Annotated in this window: 10 protein-coding genes; 3 read left to right on the forward strand and 7 right to left on the reverse strand. The window is 68.9% G+C overall.

What is annotated here, in order from left to right:
- Positions 1 to 5: 5 nt before the first annotated feature.
- Together KNJ79_RS06940 and gyrA are read right to left on the reverse strand one after the other, a co-directional pair.
- Positions 6 to 314 (reverse strand): DUF952 domain-containing protein, encoded by a 309-nt coding sequence (locus tag KNJ79_RS06940; protein WP_089214112.1) that lies wholly within the window; start codon positions 312 to 314, stop codon positions 6 to 8.
- The gene (gene gyrA / locus KNJ79_RS06945; protein ID WP_170935427.1) at positions 311 to 3,037 is read right to left on the reverse strand and encodes a DNA gyrase subunit A; all 2,727 of its coding nucleotides are present in this window, start codon (positions 3,035 to 3,037) and stop codon (positions 311 to 313) included. Before gyrA ends, KNJ79_RS06940 begins: the two co-directional genes overlap by 4 nt.
- Positions 3,038 to 3,304: 267 nt before the next feature.
- Here gyrA and KNJ79_RS06950 point away from each other — a divergent pair, with 267 nt between their 5' ends.
- The 3 genes from KNJ79_RS06950 to KNJ79_RS06960 are packed head-to-tail and all read left to right on the forward strand — an operon-like array spanning position 3,305 to position 6,877.
- A complete protein-coding gene (locus KNJ79_RS06950; RefSeq protein ID WP_089214114.1) occupies positions 3,305 to 4,519 on the forward strand; it encodes a hypothetical protein in 1,215 nt (404 codons plus the stop codon).
- Between the two features lie 58 nt (positions 4,520 to 4,577).
- A complete protein-coding gene (locus tag KNJ79_RS06955; RefSeq protein WP_317153360.1) occupies positions 4,578 to 5,501 on the forward strand; it encodes a hypothetical protein in 924 nt (307 codons plus the stop codon).
- Complete coding sequence (locus KNJ79_RS06960; RefSeq protein ID WP_317153361.1) at positions 5,498 to 6,877, forward strand: sensor histidine kinase; 1,380 nt, start codon at positions 5,498 to 5,500, stop codon at positions 6,875 to 6,877. The genes KNJ79_RS06955 and KNJ79_RS06960 overlap by 4 nt, the downstream gene beginning before the upstream one ends.
- A gap of 25 nt (positions 6,878 to 6,902) precedes the next feature.
- On the opposite strand, the gene trpC is transcribed toward KNJ79_RS06960, so the two are convergent.
- The 5 genes from trpC to KNJ79_RS06985 all read right to left on the reverse strand — a co-directional run bounded on the left by trpC (position 6,903) and on the right by KNJ79_RS06985 (position 13,142).
- Complete coding sequence (gene trpC / locus KNJ79_RS06965; protein ID WP_317153362.1) at positions 6,903 to 7,688, reverse strand: indole-3-glycerol phosphate synthase TrpC; 786 nt, start codon at positions 7,686 to 7,688, stop codon at positions 6,903 to 6,905.
- 115 nt (positions 7,689 to 7,803) lie between these two features.
- Positions 7,804 to 8,802, reverse strand: a complete 999-nt coding sequence (gene trpD, locus KNJ79_RS06970) for an anthranilate phosphoribosyltransferase (protein ID WP_317153363.1) — start codon at positions 8,800 to 8,802, stop codon at positions 7,804 to 7,806.
- Positions 8,799 to 9,389, reverse strand: coding sequence for an anthranilate synthase component II (locus tag KNJ79_RS06975; RefSeq protein WP_317153364.1), 591 nt, complete (start codon positions 9,387 to 9,389; stop codon positions 8,799 to 8,801). The genes trpD and KNJ79_RS06975 overlap by 4 nt, the downstream gene beginning before the upstream one ends.
- Positions 9,390 to 9,678: 289 nt before the next feature.
- Positions 9,679 to 11,196, reverse strand: a complete 1,518-nt coding sequence (trpE, locus tag KNJ79_RS06980) for an anthranilate synthase component I (RefSeq protein ID WP_317153365.1) — start codon at positions 11,194 to 11,196, stop codon at positions 9,679 to 9,681.
- Between the two features lie 2 nt (positions 11,197 to 11,198).
- A complete protein-coding gene (locus KNJ79_RS06985; RefSeq protein WP_317153366.1) occupies positions 11,199 to 13,142 on the reverse strand; it encodes a peptidylprolyl isomerase in 1,944 nt (647 codons plus the stop codon).
- Between the last annotated feature and the right edge of the window lie 11 nt (positions 13,143 to 13,153).

Raw genomic sequence — 13,153 nt, forward strand, 5'->3', positions numbered from 1 at the left:
GCCGGTCAATCGCGCTTGGTGACCGTCACCACCGCGTCGATGGGCAAATCCCCGTAAAGGTGGGGAAAGAGCGCACCGCCGCGCGCTTCCTCCCAGCGGATCGCGTCGCCGAGCAGGGTCAGATCGACCTCGGCGATGTGCAGCCCCGATTGCCCGGCGAAATGCTTCTCGAGCGTCCCTTCGACCTGTTCGGCGCTCGACAGGTGGATATAACCGTCGGCGATGTCGATCGGCGCGCCGCGGAACACCCGGTCGCGCTCGAACTCGGCCCATTGCTGCGCGGTCAATATCTTGAAGGCGGTGGCGGCGCTCATGCGTCGCCGTCCTTGGCCGCTTCCGCCGGCTCGACCGCTTCGCCGGCCTCTTCCTCGCTCTCCTCAATCAGTGCCGCCGACACGACATGCTCGCCCTCGGCGACGTCGAACAGCCGCACGCCCGCCGAGCCGCGGCCGATGACGCGCAGGCTGTCGAGCCCCATGCGGATCAGCTTCGCCTGGTCGGTGACGAGCATCAGCTGATGCGCCTGCGTCGCGGGGAAACTCGCGACCACCGGCCCGTTGCGGCCGATATTGTCGATGTTGGTGATCCCCTGGCCGCCGCGGCCGGTGCGGCGATATTCGACCGCCGACGACAGCTTGCCATAGCCGTTGGCGCAGACGGTCAGGATGAACTGCTCGCGCGCCGCCAGCTCGGCATAGCGCGCGTCGTCCATGCGGCGCGGCGTGCGGTCGGGGTCTTCGCCCTTCCACGGCGCGTGGCGCAGATAATCCTCGCGCTCCTCCTGATCGGCGATGCCGGTGCGGTGCAGGATCGACAGCGAGATCACCTCGTCGCCCGCCGCGAGGCGCATCCCGCGCACGCCGGTCGAGTTGCGGCTCTGGAATTCGCGGACATCGTCGCCGGCAAAGCGGATCGCCTTGCCCTGCCGCGTCGCGAGCAGCACATCGTCGCTTTCGTCGAGCAGCGCGACGCCGATCAGCCGGTCGTCGGCATCCTCGCCCTCGAACTTCATCGCGATCTTGCCGTTCGACGGCACGTTGGTGAAGGCGTCCATGCTGTTGCGGCGCACGCTGCCCTTCGCGGTCGCGAACATGACGTGCAGCTTGCCCCACTCCTCTTCATCCTCGGGCAGCGGCAGCACGGTCGAGATCGTCTCGCCGGTTTCGAGCGGGAGCAGGTTGACCATCGGCCGCCCGCGCGTCGCGGGGCCGCCTTCGGGCAGGCGCCACACCTTCATGCGATAGACGCGGCCGAGGGTCGAGAAGAAGAGCACCGGCGTGTGCGTCGAGGTGACGAACAGCTCGGTGACGACATCCTCGTCCTTCGTCGCCATGCCGGCGCGCCCCTTGCCGCCGCGGCGCTGCGCGCGGAAGGTGTCGAGCGGGGTGCGCTTGATATAGCCGTCCATCGTCACCGTGACGACCATCTCCTCGCGTTCGATCAGATCCTCGTCGTCGATCCCGTCGGCGGCGGGCGCCATCAGCGTCTTGCGCGGCGTCGCGAATTCGTCGCGCACCGCGACGAGTTCCTCGCGCATCACGCCATAGAGTTTGACGCGATCGGCGAGGATCGACAGCAGCTCCTCGATGACCGCCGCCAGCTCCTTCAATTCGTCGCCGATCTCGTCGCGGCCGAGCGCGGTCAGGCGGTGGAGGCGCAGGTCGAGGATCGCCTTCACCTGTATTTCGGAGAGGCGATAGACGGCGCTCTCTTCCATTTCGCCCTCGATCGCTTCGACGAGGCGGATATAGGGCGCGATTTCGCCGATCGGCCATTCGCGCGCGAGCAGCGCCTCGCGCGCCGCGGCGGGGTTCGGCGCGCCGCGGATGATCCGCACCACCTCGTCGAGGTTCGACACCGCGACGACGAGCCCCAGCAAGATGTGCGCGCGGTCGCGCGCCTTCGCGAGCTCATATTTGCAGCGGCGGGTGATCACCTCTTCGCGAAAGGCGATGAAGGCCGTCAAAATATCCTGCAGCCCCAGCATCTCGGGGCGGCCGCCGCGGATCGCGAGCATGTTCGCGGGAAAGCTCGACTGCGCCGGCGTGTGCCGCCACAGCTGGTTGAGCACGACGTCGGCGGTCGCATCGCGCTTCAGGTCGATGACGATGCGCACCCCTTCGCGGTTCGATTCGTCGCGAATGTCGGCGACGCCCTCGATGCGCTTGTCGCGCGCCGCTTCGGCGATTTTTTCGACGAGCCCCGACTTGCCGACCTGAAAGGGGATCGAGGTCAGGACGATCGACCGGCGCCCTTCTCCCCTGCCGCGGCCTTCCTCGATCTCGTGCGTCGCGCGCATCATGATCGAGCCGCGCCCGGTGGTATAGGCGTTGCGGATGCCGCCCTGGCCCAGGATCATCGCGCCGGTCGGGAAATCGGGACCCGGGATGATCTGCATCAGCTCTTCGGTCGACAGCGGCGCGCCGCCCTCGAGCTGGCGGTCGATCGTCGCGAGGCAGGCGTCGATCACTTCGCCCAGATTGTGCGGCGGGATGTTCGTCGCCATGCCGACCGCGATGCCGCCCGCGCCGTTGACGAGCAGGTTCGGAAAGCGCGCCGGGAGGACCGTCGGCTCTTCGCGGCTCGCGTCATAGTTGGGCTGAAAGTCGACCGTATCCTTGTCGAGATCGTTCAGCAGCACCATCGCGGTCTTGGCAAGCCGCGCCTCGGTGTAACGCATCGACGCCGGCGGATCGGGGTCCATCGAGCCGAAATTGCCCTGACCGTCGATCAAGGGCACGCGCAGCGACCAGTCCTGCGTCATGCGCGCGAGCGCGTCATAGATGGCGCTGTCGCCATGCGGGTGATAATTGCCCATCACGTCGCCGACGATCTTCGCCGATTTCTTGTACGGCCGGCCGGGGACGAAGCCGCCTTCCTGCGCGGCATAGAGAATGCGCCGGTGGACGGGCTTCAGGCCGTCGCGCACGTCGGGAAGCGCGCGGGCAACGATCACGCTCATCGCGTAATCGAGGTAGGACGTCTTCATTTCATCGACGATGTTGATCGGCGACACGCCATCCTCGGACGGCGGCATAGGCGTATTTTCTTCGGTCAAGACCCGGCCTTTTTTCTGCTTATCGGGAGATGCTTCGGGCCTAGCCGATGGGGCGCCGATATGCCAGTGATTCGCGCGGTTTCGGCGGGATTTTTTCACTTTTGCGGCACGGGCCGAAAGCGGCGTCCGGCGGAGGCGAATTCGCGCCGGATTGCGGCGGCATGGCGGCACAGAAGCGGCTTGCCAATCGACGGTCTGCGCCTAAAGGTTCGGCGCCATGCGCTTTTCCAAGATCCCTGACGGCCCATGGCCCTGATCGCGCTGGTGGGGGCCAGCGAGCCGCTGCCCGATGGCGGGCTGCGCGCGCTCGTGTCGGTGGCGGGCGAGACTCTGCTCGAACGGCAGGCGGCGCGGCTCGCCGATGTCGGCGTCACGCATATCGCGGTGTCGGTGGGCGCCGTGCCGGGCGAACTGCTCGCGACCTGCGACCGCATCCGGCGCCGCGGCATGAAGGTGACGCCGGTGCGCGGCGCCGGCGACCTGCTGCCGCTCGTCGAGCCCGACGACCGCATCATCCTCGTCGCCGACGGGCTGCGCGCCGGGGGCACGCACTATGCCGCGATCGCCAAGCCCGGGTCGCCCGCGATCCTCGTCACCGGCGACACGGTGCTGACGCAGGGGTTCGAGCGGATCGACGCGACGCGGCGCTGGGGCGGGCTCGCGTGCATCTCGCAGCCGATGGTCGCCGAACTCGCCGCGATGCCCGGCGAATGGGACATGATGCTCACCTTGCTCCGCCTCGCGGTGCAGGCGGGATCGCGGCGGCTCTATTGCGAACCCGCGCTGTTCGAGCAGGGCGAGATCGCGATCGTCGCCGATCGCCCGACCGCGGCGCTGATCGAGCAATCGAGCCTGCAACGCGTCGAATATGGCGGCATGGGGCTCGGCCGCTCGGCGATCATGATGCCGCTCGTCCGGCTCGCGGGGCCGCTGCTCGTCCGCTCGCCCGCGACCGCGCGCTATCTGCCCTTTCTGACCGGCCTGTCGTGGGTGATCGTCGCGCTGCTCGCGGCGAGCGGGCTCGCGGCGGCGGGGGCGCTGGTGGCGGTGTTCGGCGGGCTCGGCCTCGCGGCGATGCGCTTCCTGTCCGCCTTCCGCGCCGAAAGCGCCGCGCAGGACCGTTGGCGCGAGGTCATCCGTACCTTCGCCTGGGTGCTGCTCGCGGTCTTTCCCTGGCTGCTTTCGCTCGCCGCGCCGGGCCATGTCATGCCGCCCTTTTCACAGGCCGCACTGGCGCCCTGCCTCGCCGCAACGATCCTGCTCGCGCGCTGGCTCTATGTCGATTCGGGCGAAAAACGGCGCTTCCACTGGCTGCTGCCCGACGCCGATCAGGCGTGGATCATGCTCGCGCCGGCGCTGTTGTTCGGCTTCGCGGCGCCGATGTTCGCGATCCTGCCGCTCCTCGCGCTGTTCCAGATCCTGCTGTGGTTGCGTCTCGCGCGGCGCCCGGAGGCGCGGTAAGACGGTGCGCTTCAAGGTTTAGAGCGCATTAACGCCATTCTGATATGGCCCGACACGCATGAGTGACTCTTTCGTCCCCCCCGGCATTGATTTGCCGCCGTCGACGCTGCCGGCGCGCCTCGCCGAGCTGGCGGCCTATCTGGCGGCGCCTGCGGCCGGGCGGCTGACCGAGGAGCAGCGCGCGCTGGCGCTCGGCATCGCGCGGCGCCTGGTGTGCGAGATCGCGCGCGAGCTCGACCGGGGGATCGACGCGGACATATTGTGGCAGAGCTGGCTTGCCGACGGCGTGCCGGCGGCGGCGCGGCTCGCCGCGCCCTGTTTTGCGCGCGCCGAGGAACATCGCTGGCGCGAACAGTCAATGCAGCAGGCGGCGATGCCGTTCGCCGGCGCGGCGGGCGATGCGCGGCCGGAGAGCGAGCAGGAGACGCTGTCGGCGGTCGATCGCGCCTATCTGCAACTGCAGATCGCCGACGGGCGCCGCCGCGATGCGCTCGGCAGCCCCTGCATTGCGCCGGCCGACCTCGACCCGGCGCTGTTCCGCACGCTGCTGCTCGACATCGCCGCCTGGCAGCTCGGCCGGATCGAGGGCGATCAGGGGGAGGGGGCAAGGCTCGGCAACGCCGTCAACGGCCTGATGGCGAAGCAGGCGAGCGCCCCCGGAATCGACGCCGCTGCACGCGACTATCATGCGGCGCTGGCGGCCGAACAGGCGCTCGCCGAAGCGGCCGAAACGGCGATTGCGCGGCACGACTGGCCGGCGCTGATCGCGCTTGCGGCTTCGGCGCATGGCGCGCGTTTCGAAGCGATGGCAGTGGCGCTCCTCAGCGCCGAACCGGCGGCATTGCCGTTGCTGCTCGCACCGCTGCGCCTGGACCGCGCCGCGCTCGCGCCGCTCGAAGCCTCGCTCGCCCAGCTCACCGATCGCGCCGTTCCCGGCGTTCTGGCCGACCATTCGGCGCCGTGGGCAGAGGTGCGGGGATGAGCGAGCGCATCGTCCGGGGCCGGATCGACCGTGCGGGCATATTGGTCAGCGCCGATGCCCCGCTGTTGAAGCTGCAACGGCGCGCCGGGGCGGGGCTCGACCGGCCGCTGGCGCTGCCGCAACTCGCGCGGCTCGTCGCGCTCGCCCAGCGGCTTCAGCGCGACATCAGCCGGCCGCTCTATGCCGCCGACGATCACAGCGACATCCACGCTCTGGTGCGGGTCATGCCCGATGCCGACGGCGCCGATCTGGAGATCAGCGACTGGCGCACCGGGCCGGTCGGCCAGCCGCAGGTGCCCTCGATTCCCGACATGGCCGCGGCGCCGCACGCCTGGGCGTGGGAATGCGACGGCCAATTGCGCCTGGTCGTGCTGCGCGCCGGCGTCGATGCGCCGCCGGTGCCGGCCGGCTGGGAAGGCTTGTCGCTGTCCGAACAGTTCGAGCTGCAGCCCAATGAGGCGGGGCGGTTCGCCGTCCTGCGCGCGCTCGCGCAGCAATCACGCTTCGAGGGGCAGCGCGTGCGCGTTGCCGGCGCCAATGCCCATGCGGCCTGGATGCTCTCGGGCGACCCCCAGTTCGATGCAACCGGGCGTTTTACCGGCTTTCGCGGCATCGCGGTCCCGGTCGACGGGCCGGGTTCGGCGGCGGGCGCACCCGAACCGCGCACCGATCCCGCCTTCGGCTCGCTGCCGCTGTCCGATCCGCAGTTCGGGCGCCGGATCGACGGTGCGCTGCGCGGCCCGCTCAGCCGGATCATCGCCACCGCCGAAACGATCTCGGGCCAGTTCGACGGACCCATCCGCGCCGATTATGCGCGCTACGCCGGCGACATCGCCCATGCGGGACGGCATTTGCTCGGGCTCGTCGACGATCTCGCCGATTTGCAGAATATCGAACGCCCCGGCTTCAAGGCGGCGCGCGATGAGATCGACCTTGGCGACCTCGCCCGGCGCGCGGTCGGGCTGCTCGGCATGAAGGCCGAGGAAAAGGGGATTCGCATCGACACCCCGCGCCCCGACGATCCGATGCCCGCGTGGGGCGAATTCCGCCGCGTCTTGCAGGTGCTGTTGAACCTGCTCGGCAATGCGATCCGCTATTCGCCGCTCGATTCGCAGATCTGGATCCGCGTCGATCGCGACGGCGACCGCGCCTCGGTGACGATCGCCGATCAGGGGCAGGGGCTGTCGGCCGACCAGCAGGACGTGGTGTTCGAGAAATTCGAACGCCTCGGCCGCACCGACAGCGGCGGCTCGGGGCTCGGCCTCTATATCGCGCGGCGCCTCGCGCGCGCGATGGAGGGCGACCTGACGGTCGAAAGCGCGCCGGGGCAGGGCGCGCGCTTCACCCTGACCCTCCCCGCGCGCGATCCCGGCTAGCCCGGAAAGGCTCCAAGCGCGCGCTTCAGCCCTCGAGCAAGGCTTTCGTTGCCGCCGTGACGTCGGCCTGACGCATCAGGCTTTCGCCGACGAGGAAAGCGCGCACGCCGCTCGCCGCGAGCCGCCGGCAATCGGCGTGGGTCGCAATGCCGCTTTCGCCGACGAGCAAGGTTCCCGGCGGCACCAGCTTCGCGAGGCGTTCGGTGACCGCGAGGTCGGTCTCGAAAGTCCTGAGGTCGCGGTTGTTGACGCCGATCAGGCGCGATTTGAGCTCCCTCAGCGCGCGCTCCAGCTCGGCTTCGTCATGCACTTCGACCAGCACGTCCATGCCGCGTTCGATCGCCGCGGCCTCGATCTCGCGCATCGCGCCGTCTTCGAGCGCCGCGACGATAATCAGGATCGCATCGGCGCCGATCGAACGCGCTTCGGCGACCTGCCACGGGTCGATCATGAAATCCTTGCGCAGCACCGGCAAGGGGCACGCCGTGCGCGCGGCGATCAGATATTCCTCATGCCCCTGAAAATAAGGCGCGTCGGTGAGCACCGACAGGCAGGCCGCGCCCCCCGCGGCATAGGCGCGCGCATGATCGGCAGGATTGAAATCCGCCCGGATCAACCCCTTGGACGGCGAGGCTTTCTTGATTTCGGCGATCAGGCCGAAACCGCCCGCGGCGATCTTCGCCTCCAGCGCGGCGGCGAAGCCGCGCACCGGGCCGGCATCGACCGCGTCGAGCGCGGCGACCGAGCGCGACTTGCGGCGCTCGGCGACTTCCTCCGCCTTGGTCGCCAATATTTCGGTGAGCTTGTTCACTGGGTGCGTCCCGCTTGTCCGTCATTGCGAGGGCCGCAGGCCCGCGGCAATCCAGAGCTGCGCAAGACCGCTCTGGATTGCTTCGCTTCGCTCGCAATGACGAGGAAAAAAGTGCTCATTTATACGCGATCCAGCAATTGAGCAGCGCGTTGGCGAGGCCCTTGTCGATCGCCTCGGCGGCTTCCTCGACGCCCTCGACGAGCGTATCCGCGGCGCCCGCGACGATGAGCGCCTCGGCGGCATTATAGAGCACCGCGTCGCGATAGGCGCCGGGCTCGCCCATCAGCAGGCCTCGCAGCGCCTTCGCATTATACGCCGCATCGCCGCCGCGGATATCCGAAATCGGCCGCGTCGGCAGGCCCGCGTCGGCGGCGTGGCTGCGCTGCATCCGAACGCCCTCGGGGGTGACGACCGCGACCTCGTTGCCGCCCGCGAGCGACAGTTCGTCGATCCCCTCGTCGCCCGAGATCACGCGCGAATGGTCGGTGCCGAGCCGGTGGAGCGCCTCGGCATAAACGGGGACATAGGCGGGGCGCGCGATGCCGATCAGCTGGCGCCGCACGCGCGCCGGATTGGCGAGCGGCCCCATCAGGTTGAAGATGGTGCGGCGGCCGAGCGCCTTGCGGATCGGCATGATGCGCGCCATCGCCGGATGGTGGTGCGCGGCGAAGAGGAAGCAGATGCCGAGATCGGCAAGCTGTGCTTCGGCCATTTCGCTCGCGCGCGCCATGTCGAGGCCGAGCGCTTCCAAGGTATCGGCGGCCCCCGACTTGGAGGAAGCGGCGCGATTACCATGCTTTGCGACCGGAACCTCGCACGCCGCGACGACGATCGACACCGCGGTCGAGACGTTCAACGTATGATGCCCGTCGCCGCCGGTGCCGCAAACGTCGATCGCGCCTTGGGGGGCCTCGATCGGGATCAGCCGGTCGCGCATCGCCTGCGCTGCCGCGGCGATCTCGGTCGCGGTCTCGCCGCGGTCGGACAGCGCCGACAGGAAGGCCGCGACCTCATCGTCGCTGCCGCCGCCGTCGAGCATCGTCGCGAACGCCGCCTCGGCTTCGTCCCGATCCAGAAGCGCCGCCGGGTCGGGAAAGGGGCCGAAGCGACTCATGCCGCCTGCCGCTTGGCGACCGGCAGCCCCGCCAGCGCCATGAAATTGGCGAGCATCGCATGACCATGTTCGGTCGCGATGCTTTCGGGGTGGAACTGCACGCCATGGATCGGCAGCTCGGCGTGGCGGAAACCCATCACCGCGCCATCGTCGCTCGTCGCGTTGATCGGCAGGCAGTCGGGAATATCGACGACCTCGAGGCTGTGATAGCGCGTCGCGGTGAGGGGGGAGGGCAGGCCTGCGAACAGTCCGCTGCCGTCGTGACACACCGGCGAGGTCTTGCCGTGCATCAGGTGGCCGCGCTGCACCGTGCCGCCGAAATGCTGCCCGATCGCCTGATGTCCCAGGCACACGCCGAGCAGCGGGCGCGCCGCATCGGCGCAGGCGGCGACGAGATCGAGGCTGATCCCCGCCTCGTTCGGCGTGCAGGGCCCCGGCGAGATCAGCAACGCGTCGGCCCCCGTCGCGAGCGCTTGCGATGCGGTCAGCGCATCGTTCCGCTCGACGCGCACCTCGGCCCCCAGCTCGATCAGATAATGAACGAGGTTGAAGGTGAAGCTGTCGTAATTGTCGATGACGAGGATCATGGACGTCGCCCTAATCGCTTTGGCGCGGTGGGGGAAGGGCGATGTCGTCGGCTCCGAGCCGGAATAAATGCGCGCAGAGGCGCAGAGATCGCAGAGGAAATAGTTCACGCGGAGACGCGGAGGCGCGGAGAGGAAGCGCCGGGCCGTCAGGCCCCATTCCATCTCGACGTCGCATCAAATCGCGGCGTGAGATGACAAGGGCCGCTTTGCGGCAAGTGCCATCTCTCCGCGTCTCCGCGTGAACCATCTGACCCATTTCTCTGCGATCTCTGCGCCTCTGCGCGCAAAATCACTGCCCGTATCCCGGCGTCCCCGCAAGCCGCACCGCCTCGCGCGCCGCAGCGAACAGCGCGCCCGCCTTGGCTTCGCATTCGCGCTGTTCATAGGCCGGATCGCTGTCGGCGACGATGCCCGCGCCCGCCTGCGCATACATGGTGCCGTCCTTGACGATCGCGGTGCGCAGCACGATGCAGCTGTCCATATTGCCGTCGGGCGCGAAATAGCCGACCCCGCCCGCATAGGGCCCGCGGACGTCGGCTTCGAGCTCGGCGATGATCTGGCACGCGCGCACCTTGGGTGCGCCGCTGACGGTGCCGGCGGGAAAGCCTGCGAACAGCGCGTCGATCGCATCCTTGCCCGGCGACAGGCGGCCGATGACGTTCGATACGATGTGCATGACGTGGCTGTAATATTCGACGGTATAGCTGTCGGTAACGGTGACGCTGCCGCCGCTCGCCGCGCGGCCGACGTCGTTGCGGCCGAGGTCGAGCAGCATCAGATGCTCGGCGCGCTCCTTGGGATCGGCGAGCAGGCTCTCGCGATTCTCGGCATCCTCGGCGCTCGTGCGGCCGCGCGGCCGGGTGCCGGCGATCGGGCGGATCGTGATCTCGCCGTCGCGCACGCGCACCAATATCTCGGGCGACGATCCGATCAGCGCAAAGCCGGGGAGGTCGAGGAAATAGAGGAAGGGCGAGGGGTTGATCCGCCGCAGCGCGCGATAAAGGTCGAAGGGCGGCAGGTCGAAGGGGGTCGAAAAACGCTGCGAGAGCACGACCTGAAAAATGTCGCCCGCCGCGATATAATCCTTTGCCGCGCGCACCATTTCGGCATAGCGTTCGGGGCTCGTTGCGGCGTTGCGGACGATGTCGCCCGGCTGCGCGCCGGTGGCTGCGCGCGCGGCGTGCGCGTTCGCGCTCGACAGCCGCGCGGCGATGCCTTCGAGCCGGTCGTTCGCCGCCTCGATCATCCGGTCGATCGCGCCGTCGGCGTCGGGCCAGATCGGCGCGATCAGGAACAGTTCGTCGGCGAGCCGGTCGAAGACGAGGATCGTCGTCGGGCGCACGAAGATCATGTCGGGCAGGCCGAGCCCCGCGCCCGGCGCACGCGGAATGCGCTCGACGAGGCCGATCGTTTCATAGGCGAAAAAACCGACGAGCGTTGCCAGCGCCTTGGGCAGGCCTTCGGGCACGTCGAAGCGGCATTCGGCAACCAGGTCGCGCAGCGCCTGCAGCGCGCCGCCCGCCAGCGGCACGAAGGCGCCCTTGTCGTGGCGCCAGTCGCGGTTGATCCGCGCCGCATCGCCGGTCGCTTCGAACATCAGGTCGGGATCGAGCCCGATCAGGCTGTAGCGCCCGCGCGTCTCGCCGCTTTCGACCGATTCGAGCACCCAGTCGCCGCGCCCCGGCTCGATCAGCTTGAGCGCGGCCGAAACCGGCGTTTCGACGTCGGCGATCAGCCGCTGCCAGACGACCGCGCTGCGCCCCTGCGCCAGCGCCTCGAGCGCTGCGGCTCTGCCCTCGAGCGCCACTTCTACTGAACCGCGGCCGCTCCGGTCAGCTCCTTGCGAAGCTGCTCGAGCAGGTCCTTGTTGATCTGCACCTCGGCGCGGCGCTTCGCCTCGGTCGCGAGTTGCGCGACCAGTTCGTTGCCGAATGCCGGGCCGAGCGGCCGTGCGAGGCCCTTGACCTGTTCGGGGTCGATGTCCTTGGCGTCGGGGCGGTCGACCTTGCCCAGCGAAATCACCATCCAGCCGCGATTGCCGGGGATTTCGAGCGTCTTGACGCTGCCCTCGGCCATCGAAAAGAGCAGTGCGAGTTCGGGCGGCACCTGCGCGCCGTCGCGGGCGATTTCGGCGCGGCTGCCGCCGATCGCCTGGACATTGCCGATATTGGGCCCGGCGGCGCGGACCGCAGCGGGCAGATCCTTGCCGCCCTCGACCGCCTTGACGATCGCGCGCGCCTTGTCGCGGGCGACCTTCTGGCCCTGCGCGAGGCGCCAGTCGGCGAGCAGTTCGCTGCGGATTTGGCCAAGCGGCGGCGGCGCGGCGGCGACGATCGATTTGACCGCGAAGACCGCGAATTGCTCATTCTGCTTGAGCGTCGCGAGCTGGCCTTCGCCTTCCGATGCGCCCTGGAACGCCTGCGTGACCATCGGCGCGAGGTCGGGCGACAGGGCGAAGTCGGGCTTCGCGGGCGCGCTGCCGCTCGGCAGGATCGCGGGGGTCTCGTGCAGTTCCAGCTTGCGGTCGGACGCGACCTCCTCGATCGAGGCGCCGCCGTTCACCGCATCCTGCACCGCGTTATAATAATCGACGACCGCCTCTTCGGCCTTGTTCTTTTCGAGCTGGGCGCGAATCTCCGGCGTCGCGTCGGCCAGGCTGCGCGCCGGCGTCGTGGTGACATTTTCGACGCGCGCGATCGACCAGCCGAGTTCGGTCTGCGTCGGGCCCAAAAGCTCGCCCTCCCTGGCGGCAAAGGCGGTCTTGGCGGCGTCGGCGCTCGTCGTCGCGGCATAGGCCGATTGGGTGAGGTCGCCGGTGTTCGAGCTCGAAAGCCCCGCGGCCCTGGCGGCATCGGACAGCGACGCGCCGCCGCGAACCTTGGCCGCGATGGCGTCGGCAGTCTTCTTGTCGGGGGCGATCACCTGCGCCAGCCGGCGCGTTTCCTTGGCGGCATATTGCGCGGCGTTGCGCTTGTAGAATTCGGCGATTTCGGCGTCGGTCACCGGTGGCGCCTTGACCGAGCCACGATCGAACAGCGCATATTGGATCACGCGGCGCTCGGGGATCGAATAGCGCGCGACATTCTGCGTCAGATATTTGCGCAGCACATCGTCGCCCGGATCGCTTTTGGGCGCAAAGGGGCTCGCGGGCACGAAGGTCGCCAGACCCTGCCGCTTTTCGAGGAGCAGCGCCGCATAGGGCTCGGCCATCGCGGGCGGCACCGCCGGCACGCGGCCGATCGGCGCGGCGACCTGTTCGGCGAGCAGCTGCTGCGCGATGTCGCGGCGAAGCTGCGTCTCGGTCATGCCGTTCTGCGTCAGAAAGGCCTCGAAACGCGCCTGGTCGAAACTGCCCGACACGCCGGCAAAGACCGGAAGGTCGGCGATGCGGCCGTCGACGAGCCGCTTGCTCACGCCAAAGCCCATATCTTCGGCCAGTTGCTCGAAGGCCGCGCCCTCGACGAGCTGGTCGAGCACCTGATCGAGCCCGCCCGATTCGACAAAGGCCGCCATCGTCAATCCGGGCTGCTGTTCGCGCGTCTGGTTATACGCCATCCGCACCCGGTCGCGCAGTTCGCCAAGGCCGATGTCGGTGTTGCCGACGCGCGCGACATTCGCGCCGCCGATGCCGCCGAAGCTCGAGTTGCCGGTCACATCGCCCAGCGCGAAGGCGAGGCCGACGATCACGACAAAGGCAAGCGCGAGGAACTTGCCGACGGCAGATCCGAAAAGGCGGCGAAGGGCGGTAATCATCGAAGGGGCAA

Source organism: Sphingopyxis indica (assembly GCF_032879645.1).
Classification (GTDB): domain Bacteria; phylum Pseudomonadota; class Alphaproteobacteria; order Sphingomonadales; family Sphingomonadaceae; genus Sphingopyxis; species Sphingopyxis indica.

Excerpts from the sequence above, each read along its gene's own strand:
- KNJ79_RS06940 (WP_089214112.1), bottom strand. The coding sequence starts at position 314 with ATGAGCGCCGCCACCGCCTTCAAGATATTGACCGCGCAGCAATGGGCC.
- gyrA (WP_170935427.1), bottom strand. The coding sequence starts at position 3,037 with ATGCCGCCGTCCGAGGATGGCGTGTCGCCGATCAACATCGTCGATGAA.
- KNJ79_RS06950 (WP_089214114.1), top strand. The coding sequence starts at position 3,305 with ATGGCCCTGATCGCGCTGGTGGGGGCCAGCGAGCCGCTGCCCGATGGC.
- KNJ79_RS06955 (WP_317153360.1), top strand. The coding sequence starts at position 4,578 with ATGAGTGACTCTTTCGTCCCCCCCGGCATTGATTTGCCGCCGTCGACG.
- KNJ79_RS06960 (WP_317153361.1), top strand. The coding sequence starts at position 5,498 with ATGAGCGAGCGCATCGTCCGGGGCCGGATCGACCGTGCGGGCATATTG.
- trpD (WP_317153363.1), bottom strand. The coding sequence starts at position 8,802 with ATGAGTCGCTTCGGCCCCTTTCCCGACCCGGCGGCGCTTCTGGATCGG.
- KNJ79_RS06975 (WP_317153364.1), bottom strand. The coding sequence starts at position 9,389 with ATGATCCTCGTCATCGACAATTACGACAGCTTCACCTTCAACCTCGTT.
- KNJ79_RS06985 (WP_317153366.1), bottom strand. The coding sequence starts at position 13,142 with ATGATTACCGCCCTTCGCCGCCTTTTCGGATCTGCCGTCGGCAAGTTC.